Raw genomic sequence first — 21,115 nt, 5'->3', positions numbered from 1 at the left:
GTTCATATGATTCCTCAGAACTTTAAAGATATATTATCCAATACAGACAATTCTGGTTTCTACCAGACACTGGCTCTGATTTTCTTTATGCTGTTCTTCGTAGCTTTGATTATATATGTTTTTAGCAAGCCTAAGAAATACTACAAAGAAGAAGAAGAAGCTCCTCTGCAGGATGATGAAGATGACGATTTTAATTTAAAAAATTAGACTATTTTATGAAACAAAGAACACCTGTTGTCGTAAACATCTTAATAATAATCGGACTTTTAATCGTTTTTTATTATTTGTTTGTACAAAGTTATGCATTCTTAGGTTCGCCTTACTTCTGGGGAACTGTTGTGATCGCTGGTATTCTGGCTTATATTCACAGTGCCATTGGAGACCTTATTGAAAACAACAAATTCAAAAAATTATCTCCTGAAGAAAAAGCGGCTTACCTGGCTGAAAAGAAAGTTCCTTTCTTCAAAAGAATGTATGCAGCTGCTTTCAAAAAGCAATCGGATACAGAAGAAAAAGACATTCTTATCGACCACGGATTCGATGGAATCATGGAGTTGGATAACCAATTACCAAAATGGTGGGTAGGTTTATTCTACTTTGGGACTGCTTTTTGTATTGTATATATTGCAGCATACTCTTTCACAGATTTCGCACACCCGCTAAGCGAGTATGAGAAGGAATATAAAGAACAGATGGCTGCTATTGATAAGTATATGAAAGACCAGCCTCCAGTAACCATTGAATCTGCAAAATATTCAGCAGATAACATTGCAGCCGGAGAGGAAGTATTCAAAACTAACTGTGTTTCTTGTCACTCTGATGGTGGTAGAGGAGGTATCGGGCCTAACCTTACCGATAACTTCTGGCACAACCAGCCTGAAAAGACCTTATTCAAAAACGTATTCCACGTTGTAGAAAATGGGGTAACAGGTACGGCAATGCAGGCTTGGGGTAAAAATGGGGTATTAACAGGTGCTGACATCCAAAATGTAGCAGCTTATGTTTACCACATCAACCAGGAGCAACCGCCAATTACTCCTGCTCAAGGAGGAGCAACACCATATGGTGAGGAAGCACATTGGGAAAAAGAGTAATTTAAAAAATTAGAAACATATGAAAAAAACATAATTTGTTATTAGATTAAAAATAGTAACGAATTATGTTTTTTCTTTTTTAAACACATTACAATATGTCAGACATAGAAGAAATAGAAGTACGAGGCGGACAGGGACAGGTTCTGGACCCTGAAACTTACAGAGATTCTATAGGGACAATGGAGCAATCCGGTAAAAGAAAGTGGGTATTCCCAAGAAAACCAAAAGGGAAATACACCAACTATAGAAACATTGTAAGCTATCTTTTATTAATTATTTATTTTTCACTACCGTTCATCAAGATCAATGGAAACCCATTGCTGATGTTCAACGTAATAGACCGGGAGTTCTTCATTTTTGGACAGCCTTTCTATCCACAGGACTTTTTTATCCTGACTTTAGGTGCTATCGCCTCTTTGATCTTTATTATCGTTTTTACGATTGCATTCGGAAGAATTTTCTGCGGGTGGATATGCCCTCAGACAATTTTTATGGAATCGATCTTCCGTAAAATCGAATATCTGATCGAAGGAGACCGTAATAAGCAGATGAAGCTGGACAGACAGGAGTGGAACAGCGAGAAGATCTGGAAGAGAAGCTTGAAATGGTCTGTTTATATCATTATTTCGCTCATCATTACTCACTTCATGTTCATGTACATTGTGGGCTATGAAGAAGTATTCAGAATAGTCTCTGAAGGACCGTTTGCCCATCCTACCAATTTTATCGTGATGATCCTTCTTACCGCTGCATTTTATTTTGTATTTGCATGGTTCAGAGAGCAGGTATGTACTTTGGTGTGTCCGTATGGAAGACTTCAGGGAGTACTGATTGACAAAGATACAATCAACGTTTTCTATGATTTTAAAAGAGGAGAAAACAGATCGAAATGGAGAAAAGGTGAAGACAGAAAAGCAGCTGGTAAAGGAGACTGTATCGACTGTCATCAATGTGTAGTGGTATGCCCTACAGGAATTGATATCAGAGACGGACAGCAGCTGGAATGCATCAACTGTACGGCATGTATCGACGCCTGCGATGAAGTGATGGACAAAGTTGGCCTTCCAAAAGGGCTGATCAGATATGCTTCTGAAAATGAAATTGAGAAAGAAACCCAGTTTAAATTTACAGGAAGAATGAAAGGGTTCTCAATATTCCTGCTCCTTCTTGTAGGGTTCTTAGGATTTCTTCTCTACAGCCGTGGCGAAATGGAAGCTAAGTTCATTAAACCGGCAGGAAGCACCTTCTTTGTAAGAGACGGAAAAATTACCAATACCTACAATTATACCTTCCTGAATAAAACAAACGATAAAAAGATCGTTACAATAAAAGTAATAGAACCTACTCACGGAGAGATTACTTACAGTGCATCAAGCAAGATTCAGGTAGACAGAGATAAGATTTCTAAAGGAACCATCAACATCAGCTTCCCGGAAAATGAGATGAGACTCTCTAAGCAGAACATCACCATTGGGGTTTATGATATGAAAGGAAATCTTATTGACTCTTACCAGACGTATTTTGAAGGTCCGTTTAAACTACAATTTTAATTAAAATATAAAATACTTCCATACTTATCTGTTATGGAAGTATTTCAACCATAAAAAATAAAAAATCCGGAAGAAATGAAGAACTTTAGTTGGGGACACGGTGTTGTCATTGCATTGGCTGCATTCATCATTTTTATATTATCGATGTTATTTCTTTTCCCGAACGGGCAGAAAAACTCTGAAATGGTGACAGACAACTACTATGAAGAAGAATTACAGTACCAGGATGTAATTGATGCCAAAAAAAGGGCTGACGAACTGCAGGAAAAGCCTGTATACAGCCAGAGCACCGAAGGAATAAAAATTACTTTTCCACAAGATTATAACAGCTCAAATACTACGGTAAAATTTGTTTTAAACAGAACCGACGACCAGAATTTAGATATCAAAAAATCTGTACAGCTTACCGGCCAGTCTTTCGTAATACCTGCACAGGTATTGAAAATGGGTAATTATACCTTAAGACTGAGCTGGACAAAAGACAAAACAGACTATCGAATGGACTATGATGTGATATGGAAATAGGATTTGTTGTATCGGCTATTGCCTTAGGATTTGCTTCCGGTTTTCACTGTATCGGAATGTGTGGGCCTATTGCATTATCGATGGGATTAACCAAAAAACAGGCTGCCAATTTCTACCTTCAGAACCTTACCTATCAGTTCGGAAGAATCTTTACCTATTCATTATTAGGTGCTCTTCTTGGAATAATAGGACAGGGATTTGAAATGGCCGGCTTTCAGAAGTACCTGACGATCACAGCCGGAGTGTTGCTGATCATCATGGCTGTATTTTCATTTGGAGGAAAAGATTTTGCTTCAAAAATACCCTTTCTTTCCAAATTTCTGTATTCTGTAAAATCAAATTTAGGAAGGCTGCTGCAGAAGGCGGATTACAGATCAAGGTTTACAACAGGTATCCTTAATGGTTTCTTACCCTGTGGAATGGTTTATATGGCCCTTACCGCAAGTCTTGCAGGCGGAGGAATATGGCAGGGAGCTTTATATATGGCTTTATTTGGTCTGGGAACCCTTCCATTCATGTTTGCCATCGTTCTGGCCGGAAATCTTATGAATCAGGCCTTCAGAATAAAAGTACTGAAAGCTGTTCCGGTGATCATGATCATTCTGGGCGGGCTTTTCATCCTGAGGGGCTTAGAGCTGGGAATACCTTACATTTCTCCAAAAGCTGAAGCTATGACTATTTCAAAGGATCATAACGGAGCTGTCAACTGCCACTAAACAGCATTTACCTATAATACCTATGAAGAAAACAATTGTTCTATTTTTAATAAGTCTTTTTACGCTACAGGCCTGTAATGTAAATACTGAAATAGTCTACCATAAAGACTCAGCATCATCCTTGCTGACCGACATTGATACCCGGGAATTTATGGCGGAAATGCAGGCTATGACACCGGATTCATTACAGCAGGAGAAGTTTAAGGATATGGACAGACTTCCAACCACCTGGACGAGTATGTATGATCTTATGAAGAAAGAAGGAAAGCTGAAGACTGAAAATCAGGACACTATAAGAGTTCTGAAAAAGTTTTTCATGAAATCTGCAAAAGAAGACAATAAGGATGTTCCTGCAGGATTTTCCTTTAAAATGGATCACATCACTCCCAAAGATTATGAATTGATTAAAAATTTCAATAAAGACGAAAAATTACCCTTCGATCAGAATTTATTCAACACCTGGGATGGAAAAACTCTGATCATCAATACGGATCTTTTCAATGTTAAAAATATTGAAGAAGTTCTTAAAGCAAAAGGCTCCGAAGATGAAACTCAGCAAATGGAGGGCATGATGATGATGTTTTTCAAAAATATCGGAACAACATTGAAGTTTGAAAACAAGATAAAATCGATCACCGGAAAACATGACTGGCTGAAACAGGTTGATGATTATTCTGTGAAAATCACCTATGACCTGAAAGCCCTGTATGACAAGGATGCAAAATTTAAAAATGCTGATAAAAAGATCATCATTGTCACTGAATAAAATAACAAAACCCACCGGAATCCGGTGGGTTTTTATCTGTAATTGAATTATTTAGCTAATAATATCAAATCTTGCATATTCTGCAATCTTCTTAGGAAGTTTTATTCCTTCCGCAGTCTGGTTGTTCTCCAGCAACGCAGCCATAATTCTTGGCAACGCCATTGCAGATCCGTTCAATGTGTGAACCAGCTGAGACTTACCGTCTGCTTTATAACGGCACTTCAATCTGTTCGCCTGGAAAGTTTCAAAGTTAGACACAGAGCTTACTTCCAGCCACATTTCCTGAGCGGCACTCCATACTTCAAAATCATAGGTCATTGCAGATGCAAAACCTGTATCTCCGCCACAAAGCCTTAAAACTCTGAACGGAAGTTCAAGATCTGTAAGAATTTCTTTGATGTGTTCTACCATTTCTTCCAGTACAGCATAAGAATTTTCTGGCTTTTCAATTCTTACGATCTCTACTTTTTCGAACTGGTGAAGACGGTTCAAACCTCTTACATGAGCTCCATAGCTTCCCGCTTCTCTTCTGTAACACTGAGAGAAAGCTGTATTTTTAATCGGAAGATCTTTCTCATCCAGTAATACATCACGGTAAAGATTGGTTACAGGAACTTCTGCCGTAGGGATCAAATATAATTTATCTTCGTTGATATAATACATCTGCCCTTCTTTGTCAGGCAATTGCCCTGTTCCGAAACCGGATGCCTCATTCACAACGTGAGGAGGGTTCACTTCTGTATATCCTTTTTCTACGTTTTTATCTAAGAAATACTGAACCAAAGCTCTCTGTAATCTTGCTCCTTTTCCTAAATAAACAGGAAATCCTGCTCCGGCGATCTTTACTCCTAGTTCAAAATCGATAAGGTTATATTTTTTAGCCAGTTCCCAGTGAGGGATTGCTCCTTCGCCAAGACCTTCTACAGTGTGAGACTGGAAAATAATTTCGTTGTCGTCAGCTGAAGCACCACTTTTCACCAATTCATTTGGAATATTTGGAAGTTGGTACAAAATATTCAGTAATTCTGTTTCTTTTACTTCCAGCTGAGATTTCAATTCTGAACTCGACTCTTTATACTGTGCTGTTTTAGATTTTGCTGATTCCGCTTCTTCTTTCTTTCCTTCCTTCATCAAAAGTCCGATCTCTTTGGATATTTTATTGATCTCGGAAAGCTGGGAATCTAATTCAAACTGGATTCTTTTTCTTTCGTCGTCAGTAGCAATAGCTTCGTCTACCAACTCAAGATTTTTGAATTGTCTTTTCTTAAGACCTTCTAAAACGCGTTCTTTATTGTCGCGCAAAAAATTGACTTGTAACATTTTATTTAGATGTTAAATATTAGATGTTTAGCTTACACTCAAGCTAACAATTGTACAAATGTAAAATTATTTTACGATAGTTACCTCATTTATCGAATTTGCAGCACCGGCTTCTTTTGAAAACATTAATTTTCTATTGTATAAAACCTGAGAAACCTGAAATACCTCAAATGAGTTTCTATAGCGAATTTCAAGGGTATCAAATGTATTTTCAGGGACATTATTAACGTTTTTCGATAAAGTGAGACGCATCCGTGAGTAATATGTAGTGCCTGCAGAATCAAGCTTTCTTCTCTTGGCTCCTGAAATATATTCCATATAAAAAGTGGAGTCCGGTCTCATTTTCAGAGGAATGCTCACTGGGGAAATATCCCTGTCTCCCAGCATATCATTTACTGAATATGCAGTATAGGATCCGGATTTTTTAGCATTCAGCAGATCCGGATTGGTGTTGCTCTTCATGTAAATATTCATAACCTGATCAATTCTCTGCAAAGATTCGTCATCACTTTTACAGCTTATAAGTGCGAAGACAATAATCAGTATACTCCAAAAATATTTCATCATAATACAAAGGTAAAATATTAATCTTTAGGCTGCTTCTTTATTTTTCAAAATATTTCTGATACCATAGCTCAAAAGTCACCAATTGCCATATTTTGACCCAGTCATATTCATTTTCCTGATGCTTCCACCACTCATCAATCACTTCTCCTTTGAAAAAATTCCTCTTTTTTAAACTTTCTAAATTTTCTGCAATAAAATCCCTTACCCGCTGTTCGTTTCTGATGAAATAATGTACCGGAAAAGAAAATCCACGTTTCGGCATATTCAAAACTTCCTGAGGAAGATATTTTGCCGCTACCTTACGCAGAAGCGGTTTATTCTGAACTCCATTGAATCTGATATTCTCCGGTAAAGCAGCCACATAATCAATCAAGGCATTGCTTAAATAAGGATAACGGAACTCCACCCCATATTTCATAGCACTCAGGTCATCCCGGAATACATGGTGGGATGACAGCGAAAATTTCATGTCATATTCAAAATATCCTGAATAGCTTTTTATCTCTGATGCATGATATCCTGAAAGATCGGTATTGATCTCAGTATAAATTTCAGGTTTTAAGACATTTTTAATCTGAAGCGGCATCATACTGATCTGGCTCTGGCAGAAAAAATCAAACATTTTCTCCTGAGAAAAATAATTTTTTACCCTTTGTGAAAACCGGTCTTTCGTAAAAATAAGGGGCTTTACAAAATTAAAATTCCTCATCAGAAGCCATCTGTTAAGCTTCAGCGTATGAGAATAACCTCCAAAAAGCTCATCTGCTCCGTTTCCGCTGAGTACAACCTTGAATTCCTGATCACGGGCATATTTTGCTGCATTGATCAGCACTTCAAAACTGCTGTAAGGTTCTTCGAAATGCTGAATATTTTCTTTAAGCTGATCAAGCGCCTCTTCATCACTCACTTCTTTTACTTTATGCGAAACTCCAAAATACCGGGCTGCCAGTGAGGCTTTTTTCACTTCTTCTTCAGAAAACGGATATGAAATCGTGTAGGTATCTATTTTTCCATTAAACGGTTTTGCTTTTGAAGCAATCAGGGTTGAATCTATTCCTCCGCTCATCATTACCGTAACCGGAACATCGGCATATAGCTGTTCTGATATACTTTCAGACAGTAATTCGTCTATTTTTTCTGTCGCTTCAGCTGTTGTAATATCATCTTTATGTTTTGAAGGTAAATTCCAGAATGTTTGTTTTGTTATTTTCTGATCTTCCAGATCGATGGTCATACAAGAGGCCGGTTCCAGAGAAAATATGTTCTGAAAACAGGTTTGTGGAGCCAATGTGGTCTGAAAAAGGAAGTTGGTGTATACTCCGTTCCAGTTGATCGTTGTCTTTACCAGTTCATTTTTCAGAATTGCTTTTATTTCTGAGGCCCAGACCAATGCATTTTCATCCTTATAATAAAAAAGAGGTTTCATTCCTACCCTGTCTCTTGCCAGAATAAGTTTTTGCTGAAGAAGATCAACAATACAGATGGCAAACATCCCGTCCAGTTTTACAAACATTGAATTCCCCCACTCCTGATAAGCCTTCAGGATCACTTCAGTATCTGAGGTACTTTTAAAGGAATGTCCCAGCAATTCAAGCTCCGCTCTTAGCTTTCTGAAATTGTAAATTTCTCCGTTGAATGTAATAATGATCTTTTCATTATCCGAAAGCATTGGCTGATGACCTCTTTCGGAAAGATCAACAATGGATAATCTTCGGAATCCCAGTGCAATTCCGGCCTGATTTTCTGATAAAACCGGAAACTGTTCTTTAATTTTCTCCGTAGAGTCCGTCCCTGAAAAAGACGTCCCCTCCCGGTTGAAATAAAGCCAGAAACCTTCATCATCCGGCCCACGGTGCCTGATCGCCTGATTCATCTCCAGAATATTTTTAGAGGAAATATTTTTATGAAATGAATAATAGCCGCTGATTCCGCACATAATAAGTCTTAATAGAAATGTAAAAATAAGGAAATGACTTTATCCGGCATAAACCGGAACTGTTTTTCATAGGTTTTTATTTCCGATGATAAAAAAAGAAAACGGCTTTGCTGTTGAAATTATGGTAAAAAATAGACAATACAGACACCGAGAATATAATTCTGCAATGAAATTTATCTCTTTAAAAATTTATCTTTTAAAAGCTGTAACTCTTCTCTTGACACCATATAATCTTTAAGTCTGAACGGTGTATCGCTATAAAACTTTCTTAATAATAGAAAAGCTGAGACCAGATAAGAAGATGTGGTGGCAAAGCAGGCTCCCAAAATTCCCCATCTCGGAATAGCAATCAAAGAGAAAACAACCGTAAACACTAATCCTACTATTGATTTGACATTCAGGATTTTCAGTTCTCTGATTCCTGAAAAATAATGGCCTGCCATATCACTTACGGCAATAGCAAAAATTCCCGGAGAAAGAAAAAATATAATTTCCTTGGTATCTCTGAATTCTTTTCCGAAAATCATGATATAAATCTCTGAAGGAATAATCAGAATACCCAAAACAAAAGCCATCATCAGTATAACCGTCAGTTTGATAGAAGATTTGGTTTTTTCAATGGATTCTTCCCTGCTTTTGCTGTTGACAACATCAGAATACAGAACTACCGCAATACTTCTTGTAATCGTCCATATGGCTTCCGAAAAAGTGACCCCGATGGAAAAAATCCCTACGCTCGAAATGCCTTCAAAATATTCCAGAAAATAAAAAGAAAGTCTGTAATTCAGGAACTGAACAAAAGCGCTCAACTGGGTTTTCCAACCGTACTCAAACATATTCCGGGAAACTTCTTTAGAGAAAGAAACCTCTGAAATATCACATTTCCTGATAATCTGAAAAAAACTTGTGATGAAAAGTAATGCCAGACAACCTATCTGTGCAAGAAAGTATACGGAAACATCTTTTTGGTTAAACACATATACCAGCAATCCTATAAAAATAATATGGACGAATTGCTGCAAGACGGTGTAAAGATTAAACCTTTTAATATTCTGTGTACCAACAAACAAGCTTATATTCGTTGACAACAGGGATGAAAAAACCGAAATCCCGATCAGGTAAATAAGATATTCACTCTGAACAGAAGCAAAGCTGAAGAGAAAAGGCACCAGAAGTCCTATAAAAAGGGACCAGAGATAAGCATATAATAAGATCTTCTCTATTCTGAACCTTGATGCAAAATAAGAGGTGCTGCTTCCGGAAAAAATACTGCTGAAAAAGCTTACCGCAGCAGCATTCGCAATCACAATGGAAATAGTTCCTTTCCCTTCACTTCCCCACATATTCGTAGAATAGATCACCAGTCCGAAGCTGAGAAACAGGATCAGAAAGCGTGAAACGAAGGTTTTAATGATGGTAAGTGGCATAATCAATTATCTGTCAATAGATTTTTTCACAAAATTCACAAAAGAATTGCTGATCGTTCTCCAGTTGTATTTTTCTTTAAATGCTTTACCGGCATTCATTGCATGCAGGTGATACAGCTCCGGGTCTTTTACATAATTAACAATAATTTCCGAAATAGCTTCTGCATCCTGCGGATCTGCCAGGCTTCCAAATGAGAGGGTTCCCATATGTTTCCGGATGCCTTTCAGATCTGAGTAGATCACGGGTTTTCCCGCTCCCATAAAGTAAAACAGCTTTATCGGCAGGGAATGATTATTTTCAAAATTGATTTCCCGAAGGTCAAAACATAAATCTGCATCAGCCAAAGCTTCAGTAAATTTCTCAAAAGACGTGGGCTTTCTGATTTCAATATGTTCAAAAGCATACTTATTCAATAAATCAGAAAAGTAAGCTTCATCACTTTCCTGTCTTGTAGCGCCAATGATAAGAATCTTAACTTTATGGGTGGAAATTTTCTGACGGACCTTATCTGCTGCTTTCAAGAAATTGCCAATTCCTTTGTCTTTTGAAATCTGCCCGGTATAGCAAAGCGTAATGCTGCCAGGATCCAGTGCTTTTATACTTTCCCGGATATAGTCCGGATCCGGATAATAAGGAAGGATGATCTGTTTTTTAAATCCAAAGAAATAAGCTAAAGGAAATTTTTTGGTGGTTTCCCCAAAAATAAAATGAGTACTTACATAGCCGGCATACAACTGAATGAGAAAAAACTTTAATGCCTGAAAAATCTTAACCGGAAATCTGTATTTCTCCAGCATTGACATGGAAGGATACCACTCTGTAATATCATAAATACAGCTGATTTTATTTGCCTTCACAAACTTTTTTGCGGCCACTACTGCGAGAGGTTCGGAACAGATGATGGTATCGGGCTTAAAAGCCTCACAAACCGTTTGAAATGTCACAGTTTTCTTTTCCACACTTTCTTCCAGAACGGCATAGGATTCTATCTCAATACCATCAATAGTACCTTTATAATCTGCATATAAACTGCATATTTTTACCTCATACCCATTATCTCTAAGCGCTTTCGCCTGATGATAAAAAATACGGTCATCATTATAGCTGTGGGATGTGGTTAAAAAAAGTACTTTAGGCATTAGTTCTTACTCGAATCTGTGCAAAGATACATTAAAACAAAAAAGTGGAAAACACGTTTCCACTTTATGAATAATAAGCTTTATCGGCTTAATGCGTTTATTTTATAGATGCTGCCCAGCTCTTCTCCAAAGGAAGAAGAAAGTGGCTTAAGAAGTCAAGGTAGGTATTTTTAGAGAAATCAAAAACCTGGATATCATTTGAAATTTCTCCATTTCTCAGCTTCGTTTTAAAGTCCATCAGTTTTAATGTTTTCACTTCTCCGTTTTCAACGAAGCTCGCCTTCATTCTGTCGAACAATCCCAACTGATATTCTTCATCAATTTCTTTCATGATCTTTCCTAAAGCATCAATGCTGCATCCGGAAGCCATTTCTTTCTCTTCATCAACACAAACCACAATAAACTGGTTCTTTTCGATTTTAAATGAAGAGGAAAGAGGTTTTCCGTGAGCTGCCCATGTGGCCAGGAAATCAAATAACTTCTCAGTAATGGCTTTTGCCTCTTTCGTTTCAAAAGGCCTTGAAGCCGGATATATAATAACTCTGTAGTCGTTGGTTTCTACAATATTAGATTCTTCGATTTTCATAATGTAAACAGTATTTAAAAAGGTATGCCATCATCATTTCCGCATTTGAATCTGATGATCTCATATCCTATCAATTCAGATTACAAAATTACGCAATTTTCCTGAGTTTAAGATCATTGTATTTTTTGCTTAAAACATAGAGCATCATAATGAACAGCGGGAAAATGAACGGAAAGAAGAACCTTAATGCAGCAGATTGAGGGAAAAAGAAAAATTTAATATAGACATTGACGAGGAAAAGAACCGAAATCATTCTCACCCAAGTATCTTTTGATTTCCAGAAGATAATCCCTATCATGATGGAGACCGATAAGGTTACCTTTTTAAAATAGATGATTTTAATGTAAATAATCTGCAGATAATCCATCAAACTCAGCTTAACCGGATGTGTGGAAATAATAGGTCTTCTGTCAATAAATGTATCATAGAAAACATCTTTCCATCCCGGATAATGGTAAAATTTAATAATGGCCAGATACATCAGCAAAAGGATCCCTCCCTGAACGATGTAGGAGACTTCAATTTTCTTTTCCTGATAATAGCTGAAAAAGAAAACAGCCATAATGTAGGTCAGCGTAAAAGTAATATAATCCGGACGGATGAACGTGATGGCAAAAAGAAGTGCAAACATTCCCCATTTGCTCCAGTTTTTGATTAATCCGATAATAAAGACCAGAATGAACTGAAAAATGAACATATCCGGTGTTGAAACCCTGGACATATAGGTCATTGGAGGCAACAGCATTGCTGCAACCGTCAACAAAACAGCAAGCCAGTATTTTTTCGGAAACAGGAGCTTCAGAATATAAAAGAACAGCAGTCCTGAGATAAAATAGGAAATAAGACTGGTACCCAGTACTGCCATCGGCGGGCTCACTCCGAGTTTATAAAAAAGGGTAATAACCCAAATATACCCTATTTTGATCTGAAAATAGGGTAACTGTTCTGTAAAAGACTGGGTGTTTTTTGTAAAGTATTGGCGTGGTATATCCCACGGTTTCAGACCAATAACATCAGCATAATGTTCTGCAGGAGCCTCTTTTTTTATTTCTTCATAGGTAATGATACGAACTTTATCCGGTGAATTTGGAAATTCTGAAGTGTACATACACCCCAGATATCCGGGCATATCCCAATCATAAACTCTGTTGTTGTAGTTCCAGAAGGTTAGAAAAGCAAGTATCGATATTATAAATAAAAAGGAGATTCCCCATTTTAATTTCATGGTCTGAAGATTATATCTATAAATCGTCTGCTTCTGCAAGAAGTTCAACAATATCCTTTACAGCAACTTCAGTATTTTTATTAAAATGTTTTACTCCGTCTGTCATCATTGTATTACAGAAAGGGCATCCTGTTGCAATCACCTTAGGTTCAAAAGATAAAGCTTCTTCTGTTCTTTCAATATTGATGTCTTTGTTTCCTTTTTCAGGTTCTTTGAACATCTGTGCTCCTCCTGCTCCACAGCAAAGTCCGTTGGTTTTGCAACGTTTCATTTCTACAAGCTCTGCATCAAGCTTTTCAAGCAGCATTCTCGGCGCTTCATATTCATCATTGGCACGTCCCAGGTAACATGGATCATGGAAAGTGATTTTCTTTCCTTTGAATGCTCCTCCTTCAATTTTCAGACGGCCTTCTTCCATTAAAGTTTTAAGGAATTGAGTATGGTGTACCACTTCAAAGTGGCCTCCTAAGCTTGGATATTCATTTTTAAGGGTATTGAAGCAGTGCGGACAAGCCGTTACAATTTTCTTTACTTCGTAAGCATTAAGAACTTCAATATTGGTAAGCGCCATCATCTGGAATACGAATTCGTTTCCGGCTCTTTTGGCAGGATCTCCGGTGCAGCTTTCTTCCTGTCCCAGAACAGCAAATTCTACCCCTATTTTATTTAATATTTTGCAAAATGCTTTTGTAATTTTTTTGGCACGGTCATCAAAACTTCCCGCACATCCAACCCAAAATAAAACTTCCGGGGCTTTTCCTTCGGCAGCATATTCTGCCATTGTTTTTATATTGAAATCCATTTCTTTTTCAATTTGAAAATGTGAGAATTTGGAAATTTGAAAGTGATATAGACTGTTATCAATTTCAAACTTTCAAATTGATTAATTATCTAGTTTTCATTGGCCCAGTTCAGACGGTCTGCCTGGTTATACTGCCACGGAGCAGCATTGTTTTCCACATTCGTCATCATCAGATTCAGTTCCTGCGGAGCCGCAGATTGTTCCATTACCAGGAATCTTCTCATTTCGAAAATAATGGAAAGCGGATCAAGCAATACCGGACAAGCTTCTGTACAGGCATTACACGTTGTACAGGCCCAAAGTTCTTCTTTTGTGATATAATCATTCAACAGCTTTTTGCCGTCGTCAACAAATTTTCCGTTCTGATCAATGTTTCTTCCTACCTCTTCCAGTCTGTCTCTGGTCTTCATCAGGATCAGTCTCGGAGAAAGTTTTTTACCGGTAATATTAGCCGGACAAACGGAAGTACAACGTCCGCATTCTGTACAGGAGTAAGCGTTCAACAGCTGTACCTGGTTCAGGTCAAAGATATCTTCAGCCCCGAATTTAGACGGAACATCAGCCTCAGCACCTTCAGCCGGAGCAGCATACGGATCTGCATTAGGATCCATCATTAATTTGATTTCCTTTGTTACAGACTCAAGATTATTGAATTTTCCTTTTTTATCAAGATTGGCGTACCATGTACTTGGAAAAGCAAGGATAATATGTAGATGCTTTGAATAATACAGATAATTCATAAAGAACAGAATTCCCACAAAGTGGAACCACCATGCTCCTTTTTCTGTGAACATCAGAAATCCGCTGTCAAAATTGAAGATTTCCAAAAACGGAACAAATGTCATTTCACTGATCGGGAAGCTTCCATGTTCAGGAAAAACACCTCTTGCCTGTAAAATAAAATCAGAAGCATTCATCATAAAGAAAGCCATCATCAGAGCAAATTCAATGATCAAAATCCAGTTGGCATCATTTTTCGGCCATCCGAAAAGTTCTTTCATCGTCAATCTTTTTACTCCGTAAAAATTTCTACGGATAAAGAAAATAACCACTCCAATCACCACCAAAAGAGCCAGAACTTCTAGTGTTGCGGTGAAGAAATTATATAAAGTATGTCCTAAAATGCTTGATAAGAAACGGTGCGTCCCAAATATTCCATCAACAACAATTTCTATTAATTCAATATTAATAATCACAAAACCTACGTATACGAAAAGGTGTAAAACTCCTGCTACAGGACGTGCTGTCATTTTACTCTGTCCCATAGCCACTCTTGCCATGGTTCCCCAACGTTCTCCTTTTCTGTCGTTTCTGTTGATTTCGTGACCTAACCTGATATTTCTATAGATTTTCTGGAGGCTTTTGGCAAATAGTCCAAATCCGGCCACTAATAAAATCAGGAAAATAATGTTATCGATGTACTGCATAAGGCGTATTAGTCTTTGTTATTTTTACCGAAAACCGAGAAATTGATGTATCTCTTCGGGTTCGCTTTCATATCTTCGATCAATGAATTCAGGTTAGAAGATGCTGAATTCAGGTTATTGTAAAGCTGCTCATCTTTCATCAGTTTACCTAAACTTCCCTGTCCGTTATCTATCCCTCCGATCACCTGATTAAGTTTACCTACCGTAGCATCCAGATTTGCAATGGTTGCATTAAGTTTCTTTGTATCGATACTTTCTGCCAGATTTCCGTATTTATCCAGCGTTACTTTTCCGCTCTGCATGGTAAGGCTTGCATCATCCAGTACTTTCTGCAGTTTAGGATCATTGTGCCCCACCAGATTGTTTACACTTCCTGCTGTAGTCTGTAATGCTCCTACTGTTTTATTAAGATTGGACAATAAGGCTTTGATCTCAGCTCTGTTTTGTGCATCTACAAGCATATTGGCATTGGTCATCAGCGAATCCACTCTGTGCAGCACAACCTGTAGCTGATCTTTTACCGGGCCTACCTGAGAAGAAAGGCTCCCCAGGGTTCCCAGTTTGAAAGCACCTTTCAGAGTATCACCGTCTTTTGCCGTTGGACCTCCGTACATAAGGTTTATTCTCATTTCTTTACCAGACATCAATCCCGGTTCAAAGATTTCCAGAGATGAGTTTTTTGAAAATTCGAATTTGTTGTCTACTGTAATTTTCACTACAAAATTGATCTTCCCGTCTTTTGAGGTCAGAGGAATGATTTTATCCACCTGCCCTACTTTCAGACCATTGATAGAAACCGCCGAAGACTGCGCAAGTCCTTCCACGTTATCATATTTTGCGTAAAATATATTATCGGTAGTAAAAAGGCTTTTCCCTTTCATAAACTGAAACAACACCACAAAGCCTACGATAGCCAGAAGTGCGATCACACCAGCTTTTAATTCTTTACTGAACTTCACTTGCTAATTTTTTTCTAATAAGCAAATATAATACATTTTAAATAAATCTTTTCCTTTATTATTCTGCGTTAAATACAAAAAAAAGCGACAAAAAAATTTGTCGCTTTTTATATCTGTAAAATGTTTTCTTATTGCTGCTGATTTCCGATTTTATTCCAGATTTCAATTCTGTAATCATCGATATCTGCATTGTCCTGAAGACTCTTCATCCAAGCCTGTCCGAACATTCCTGCATTTCTCTGAGTAATAGACTCAGTAAATTGCTTAAGGTCACCAGGCTGTTTATTTACTGTTTCTGATTTTTTGATCAGAACGTATACTCCTGTTCCGCCTTCAACCGGGTTAGAAAGTTTTCCTTTGGCAACTCCGAATGCTGCTCCGGCAACTTTAGGTTCCATAGCACCTGCTACTGAAGGATTCAAGAGATTAACCTGAGCTGACTGTTTTGATGTTGCAAACAATTTAGCAATCTGATCCAGGTTGGAAGCTTTTGCGCCTGCAATTTTATCAGAAATTTGTTTTGCTGCCAGTTTATTTTTAACGATCACTTCAATCTGATCTCTTACAGATTCTGGATCAGCAAGACCTGCATCCTGTTTTCCGTTCAGGTATACTACAATTTTATCACCTGTTCCGTCTACTGTGAAAAGTTCAGTATCTCCTTTAGATCTTTTCTTATCGAAAGCCCATGTAAGGATCTCTGCATCTTTCTCAGTACCTAAGCCCTGAAGCTGACCTTCAAATCTTTTAGCTGCTTTAGGATTGGTGAACTGATAATTCCCTTTCTTAGCAATATTCACGAAATCGTTGAAAGATTTCCCCTGAACCTGCTGAATGAATTTTCTTGATTTTTTGTCTGTTTCAGCTTCAGTAGCATCTGAAGGTTTGATTGCTTTCACAAGGTTAGCAACTTTATACCCCATTGACCCTGATTTTTTATCTTCAATATTGATGATATGGTAACCGAACTGTGTTTCTACTACTCCTGTAGCACCTTTAGGGTTATTGGCAAGATAAGTAAGGAATTCCGGTACAAAAGGAGTTTCCGGAGTTGTCCAACCTAAGCTACCTCCCTGAGCTGCTGAATTGGGATCATTAGAAAGTTTAAGGAATTCTGTAAACTTAGCCGGTGTTGCTTTTACAATAGCACCGATAGAGTCTGCCAGTTTTTTTGCCTGTTCTTTAGATCTTGTCACTCCTTCACCTGCAGGGCTTCCCTTGAAAGCGATAAGGATGTGTCTTGATAAAGTGGAATCAGAAGTCTTTTTACCAACCAGTTTAGAAACTACATAGAAATCCTGCTCTTTGTACGGACCGAAAGTCTGCCCTACGGCTGCTGCAGGAATCTGTGCCTGAATAGTAGCCGGCAACTGAGCCGGTGTTACATACTGAGGGTTGAAAGGCATATCAGAATTAGCCATTACAAACATTGAATCGTTTTTCGTATTCTGGAAGTTTTCTGTACCTCCGCTTGCATCTGTACCTCCTGAATATAATTTTGTAATTTCTTTCAAAGCTGCTGCATCATCTGCTGCACTAGGTTTAGACGGGAAAAATACGATACCGATATTTCTGCTAGGCTCAGCTTTGAACATTACAGGGTGCTTTTTGATGTAATCAGCAAGATCCTGTGTTGTCACATTGATCTTTGTTTTCTGAAGATAAGCTGCATAATCTACTTTTACGAAGTCGATATCTGCAAGCTGATCTCTCTGCTTCATCAATTCTTCAGCTTCTTTCTTACCGGTAGTGATACCTGCAGAAAGATTGGTAAACACTTGTCTTGCCATCAGTCTGTACTCAATTGTTTTTCTTGTTTTTAACCATTGAGCATATCCCTGAGGGTTGGTATTCTGTAATGTTTCAATTTCTTTTTTAAGCTCTTGAGTTTTAAAGTTACCCTTCTCATCAAAGAACTGCTGATTCTGAGCAAACATCTGATCATACTGGATCTGATTCCAGAAATAATCATCTGTCATTTCAAAGCCCAATTTCTCAAATTGCTGCTTGATAAGTTTGGATTGTACAAGTAACTGCCACGCCTGCTCCTCAAGACCGTTTTTCGGACGACCTTGCTGCTCAGCCTGCTGCTGCAACACGAAAAGCTGATCATTAAACTCTTCGCGGGTGATTTTCTCACCATTTACTTTTCCTAAAACGTCAGGATTTTTACCAAAAACCTTATCGATACTATCGGGGTTCACCAGGAACGCCAAAAGCGCTAAGGCTATTACTCCCATTAAAAGCCAAGGCTTACTCCTAATCTGTCCTAAAATTGCCATTTTATAAATTATAGTTTTTTATCAGTTTGCGAAAATACACATTTTTAAGAAATTACAGAAACAGAAGTTCTTTATTTTGATTTTTAATCCAAAGATTATTTAAAAAAGGAAATTTTGGCCGTATTTTTTAGCAAAAAACAAATGGCATAAGTATTGTGCATTTTAAAACATTATAAATATGCTACGGGTTTTCAGTGCATATTATAAAAAATCCTTTTAACGATAAAAAACGAAAATGACAATTTGTCATTCGATTGACTATGACAGAATTTGAAGATATTAGTTTAGAAGAAATGATCAGCGACGGATTTGATATCGTAGCTGAAGAGATCAATCTTTCCGACTTTTCGGAGACTGATCAGAATTCCGAACAGAAAATATTCCCTATACTTCCTGTAAGAAATATGGTAATGTTCCCTAACGTGGTAATTCCTATTACCGCAGGGAGAAAAACCTCGATACAACTTCTTGAAGAGGCTCAGAAAAACGGAGATTTCATTGGAATTGTAAGCCAGAAAAATTCAGATCTTGAACAGCCTGCAGAGAAAGATATTTATACTACCGGAACGCTGGCAAAGATCATTAAGATCATCAAACTTCCTGAAGGAAATATTACAGCAATTACAAAAGGTTTCCACAGATTCAAAATCAAAAAAATCATCGAAACCCAGCCTTATTTCAAAGCTGAAATTTCAAAATTAAAAGATACAAGGCCCAAAAACCAGGAGGAATATGAAGCCCTGCTGGAAAATATCAAAGATCTTGCTTTAAAAATCATTGAGCTGGACCCGAATATTCCCAACGCAGCCAATTTTGCTATCAAGAATATCAACAATAATGACGATCTTCTGAATTTCATCTGTACCAATGCCAATTTCACTTCAATAGCCAAACAAAAGCTCCTTGAAGAGAAAAGCCTGATGGAAAGAGCCAATAAGTGCTATGAAATGATGCATGAGGATTTCAGAAAGCTTGAACTCAGAAACCAGATCCATCAGAAGACTTCCAAAGATCTTGATAAGCAGCAGAGAGAATATTTTCTGAATCAGCAGATCAGAACCATCCAGGAGGAACTGGGCGGTGGCCCTGAAGGCGATGTTGAAGACCTTATCAATAAAGCGAAGGCTAAAAAATGGAGCCAGGAGGTGGAAGAACATTTCCAGAAAGAGATCAACAGGCTGCAACGTCAGAATCCTAATTCTCCGGATTATAATGTTCAGAGAAATTATCTGGATTTCTTTACCGATCTTCCATGGGAGAACTATACCAAAGATATTTTTGATATTGCAAAGGCAGAAAAAGTACTTGACAAAGCACATTTCGGGCTGGAGGATATCAAGAAAAGAATTTTAGAGCACATGGCTGTTTTAAAATTAAAGAACAATATGAAGTCGCCGATTCTCTTGCTGGTAGGACCTCCGGGAGTGGGTAAAACATCATTAGGTAAATCTATTGCTGATGCTTTAGGAAGAAAATATGTACGGTTATCTTTAGGTGGCCTTCATGATGAGAGTGAAATCCGTGGGCACAGAAAAACATATATTGGTGCCATGGCCGGAAGAATTCTTCAGTCTATTAAAAAATCCGGCACATCAAATCCTGTAATTGTTCTTGATGAGATTGATAAAATCGGTCAGGGTCTACATGGTGATCCAAGTTCTGCATTGCTTGAGGTTCTTGATCCTGAACAGAATAAGTCATTCTATGACAATTTCCTTGAAATGGGTTATGATTTATCAAAAGTGATGTTTATTGCAACAGCCAATTCACTTTCAACGATACAAACTCCTCTTTTAGACAGAACGGAAATTATCCAGATTGCCGGCTATACATTAGAGGAAAAAATTGAAATTGCCAAAAGACACCTTATTAAGAAACAGCAGGAAGAGAATGGCTTGGATACCAAATCATTTAAACTTGGAAATGCCGAACTTAAGCATATCATAGAAGCCCATACTTCTGAAAGCGGCGTAAGAACTCTGGAAAAGAGAATTGCCGCCATTGCAAGATGGGTAGCACTTCAGACGGCTTTGGTAAAAGAATATGATCCGAAAATTTCCCTTGAAAAAGTAGATGAAATTCTGGGGGTACCAAGACCGAAAAGTTTATCCGAAATAACAGGAGTACCCGGAGTAGTAACAGGTCTTGCCTGGACCAGTGTAGGAGGAGACATTCTTTATATTGAAAGTATTTTAAGCAACGGAAAAGGTGCACTTACCATGACCGGAAACTTAGGAACGGTAATGAAAGAATCGGCAACCATTGCTCTGGAATATATCAAAGCAAGGCATGACGAGCTGGGAATTCCACAGGAGGAGCTGGATAAAAAGAACATCCACGTACACGTTCCTGAAGGAGCAACTCCTAAAGACGGACCTTCCGCAGGTATTGCCATGCTGACTTCAATGGTATCTTCTTTTAAAAATAAAAAGGTAAAACCTCACCTTGCCATGACGGGTGAAATTACTTTAAGAGGAAAAGTTCTTCCTGTAGGGGGAATCAAGGAAAAGCTCCTTGCCGCTACGAGAGCAGGAATCAAAGATGTGATTCTTTGTGAAGCCAACAGAAAAGATGTGGAAGAGATCAAAAAAGATTATTTAAAGAATCTGAAGGTACACTACGTCAACAGAATGGAAGAAGTGATTGACATTGCCATTGAAAAATAACATCTTTTATAACATATTAACTTCTCAATAAGGAAACACGTTCTGATCACCGGAACGTGTTTCTGTTTTTATTAAGGTAAATCTTTATTATTGAACTCCTGATGGAATAAAATTTGATAAATGAAAG

Annotated in this window: 18 protein-coding genes; 7 read left to right on the top strand and 11 right to left on the bottom strand. The window is 37.8% G+C overall.

Annotated features, from left to right (window positions below):
* The first annotated feature begins 6 nt into the window (after positions 1-6).
* The 6 genes from ACTJJF_RS18060 to ACTJJF_RS18035 all read left to right on the top strand — a co-directional run bounded on the left by ACTJJF_RS18060 (position 7) and on the right by ACTJJF_RS18035 (position 4,651).
* Positions 7-207: a cbb3-type cytochrome oxidase subunit 3 gene (locus ACTJJF_RS18060; RefSeq protein WP_440700549.1), complete on the top strand. Its 201-nt coding sequence runs from the start codon at positions 7-9 to the stop codon at positions 205-207.
* 8 nt (positions 208-215) lie between these two features.
* Positions 216-1,094, top strand: coding sequence for a c-type cytochrome (locus tag ACTJJF_RS18055; protein WP_312298905.1), 879 nt, complete (start codon positions 216-218; stop codon positions 1,092-1,094).
* A 95-nt stretch (positions 1,095-1,189) separates the two neighbouring features.
* The gene (gene ccoG, locus ACTJJF_RS18050; RefSeq protein ID WP_312298907.1) at positions 1,190-2,644 is read left to right on the top strand and encodes a cytochrome c oxidase accessory protein CcoG; all 1,455 of its coding nucleotides are present in this window, start codon (positions 1,190-1,192) and stop codon (positions 2,642-2,644) included.
* 75 nt (positions 2,645-2,719) lie between these two features.
* Positions 2,720-3,169 (top strand): FixH family protein, encoded by a 450-nt coding sequence (locus ACTJJF_RS18045; RefSeq protein ID WP_065400905.1) that lies wholly within the window; start codon positions 2,720-2,722, stop codon positions 3,167-3,169.
* Positions 3,160-3,885 (top strand): sulfite exporter TauE/SafE family protein, encoded by a 726-nt coding sequence (locus tag ACTJJF_RS18040; protein WP_440700548.1) that lies wholly within the window; start codon positions 3,160-3,162, stop codon positions 3,883-3,885. The genes ACTJJF_RS18045 and ACTJJF_RS18040 overlap by 10 nt, the downstream gene beginning before the upstream one ends.
* 22 nt (positions 3,886-3,907) lie before the next feature.
* On the top strand, positions 3,908-4,651 hold the full coding sequence (locus tag ACTJJF_RS18035) for a hypothetical protein (protein WP_440700547.1): 744 nt from the start codon (positions 3,908-3,910) through the stop codon (positions 4,649-4,651).
* A gap of 51 nt (positions 4,652-4,702) precedes the next feature.
* Here ACTJJF_RS18035 and serS read toward each other — a convergent pair whose 3' ends face one another.
* The 11 genes from serS to ACTJJF_RS17980 all read right to left on the bottom strand — a co-directional run bounded on the left by serS (position 4,703) and on the right by ACTJJF_RS17980 (position 18,322).
* Positions 4,703-5,971 (bottom strand): serine--tRNA ligase, encoded by a 1,269-nt coding sequence (serS, locus tag ACTJJF_RS18030; protein ID WP_312298917.1) that lies wholly within the window; start codon positions 5,969-5,971, stop codon positions 4,703-4,705.
* A 66-nt stretch (positions 5,972-6,037) separates the two neighbouring features.
* A complete protein-coding gene (locus ACTJJF_RS18025; RefSeq protein WP_440700546.1) occupies positions 6,038-6,538 on the bottom strand; it encodes a hypothetical protein in 501 nt (166 codons plus the stop codon).
* 37 nt (positions 6,539-6,575) lie between these two features.
* A complete protein-coding gene (gene asnB, locus ACTJJF_RS18020; protein ID WP_440700545.1) occupies positions 6,576-8,474 on the bottom strand; it encodes an asparagine synthase (glutamine-hydrolyzing) in 1,899 nt (632 codons plus the stop codon).
* 173 nt (positions 8,475-8,647) lie between these two features.
* A complete protein-coding gene (locus ACTJJF_RS18015; RefSeq protein WP_440700544.1) occupies positions 8,648-9,901 on the bottom strand; it encodes an oligosaccharide flippase family protein in 1,254 nt (417 codons plus the stop codon).
* A gap of 6 nt (positions 9,902-9,907) precedes the next feature.
* Positions 9,908-11,041: a glycosyltransferase gene (locus ACTJJF_RS18010; protein WP_440700543.1), complete on the bottom strand. Its 1,134-nt coding sequence runs from the start codon at positions 11,039-11,041 to the stop codon at positions 9,908-9,910.
* A 97-nt stretch (positions 11,042-11,138) separates the two neighbouring features.
* On the bottom strand, positions 11,139-11,627 hold the full coding sequence (locus ACTJJF_RS18005) for a hypothetical protein (RefSeq protein ID WP_440700542.1): 489 nt from the start codon (positions 11,625-11,627) through the stop codon (positions 11,139-11,141).
* 88 nt (positions 11,628-11,715) lie between these two features.
* Positions 11,716-12,852, bottom strand: coding sequence for a hypothetical protein (locus tag ACTJJF_RS18000; protein WP_440700541.1), 1,137 nt, complete (start codon positions 12,850-12,852; stop codon positions 11,716-11,718).
* A 16-nt stretch (positions 12,853-12,868) separates the two neighbouring features.
* Positions 12,869-13,654 (bottom strand): (Fe-S)-binding protein, encoded by a 786-nt coding sequence (locus ACTJJF_RS17995; protein WP_065400895.1) that lies wholly within the window; start codon positions 13,652-13,654, stop codon positions 12,869-12,871.
* Between the two features lie 89 nt (positions 13,655-13,743).
* Positions 13,744-15,081, bottom strand: a complete 1,338-nt coding sequence (locus ACTJJF_RS17990) for a 4Fe-4S dicluster domain-containing protein (RefSeq protein WP_440700540.1) — start codon at positions 15,079-15,081, stop codon at positions 13,744-13,746.
* Positions 15,082-15,089: 8 nt separating this feature from the next.
* Positions 15,090-16,040 carry an MlaD family protein gene (locus ACTJJF_RS17985; RefSeq protein WP_312298939.1) on the bottom strand — a complete coding sequence of 317 codons (951 nt, stop codon included), beginning with the start codon at positions 16,038-16,040 and terminating at the stop codon, positions 15,090-15,092.
* Between the two features lie 128 nt (positions 16,041-16,168).
* A complete protein-coding gene (locus ACTJJF_RS17980; RefSeq protein WP_440700539.1) occupies positions 16,169-18,322 on the bottom strand; it encodes a peptidylprolyl isomerase in 2,154 nt (717 codons plus the stop codon).
* Between the two features lie 260 nt (positions 18,323-18,582).
* Here ACTJJF_RS17980 and lon point away from each other — a divergent pair, with 260 nt between their 5' ends.
* A complete protein-coding gene (lon, locus tag ACTJJF_RS17975) occupies positions 18,583-20,988 on the top strand; it encodes an endopeptidase La (protein ID WP_440700538.1) in 2,406 nt (801 codons plus the stop codon).
* Positions 20,989-21,115 lie beyond the last annotated feature (127 nt).

It is taken from the genome of Chryseobacterium sp. 22458 (assembly GCF_052044975.1).
GTDB lineage: Bacteria > Bacteroidota > Bacteroidia > Flavobacteriales > Weeksellaceae > Chryseobacterium.
Note: the sequence above shows the minus strand (reverse complement) of the source record. Positions and strands in the feature narration are given on the sequence as shown.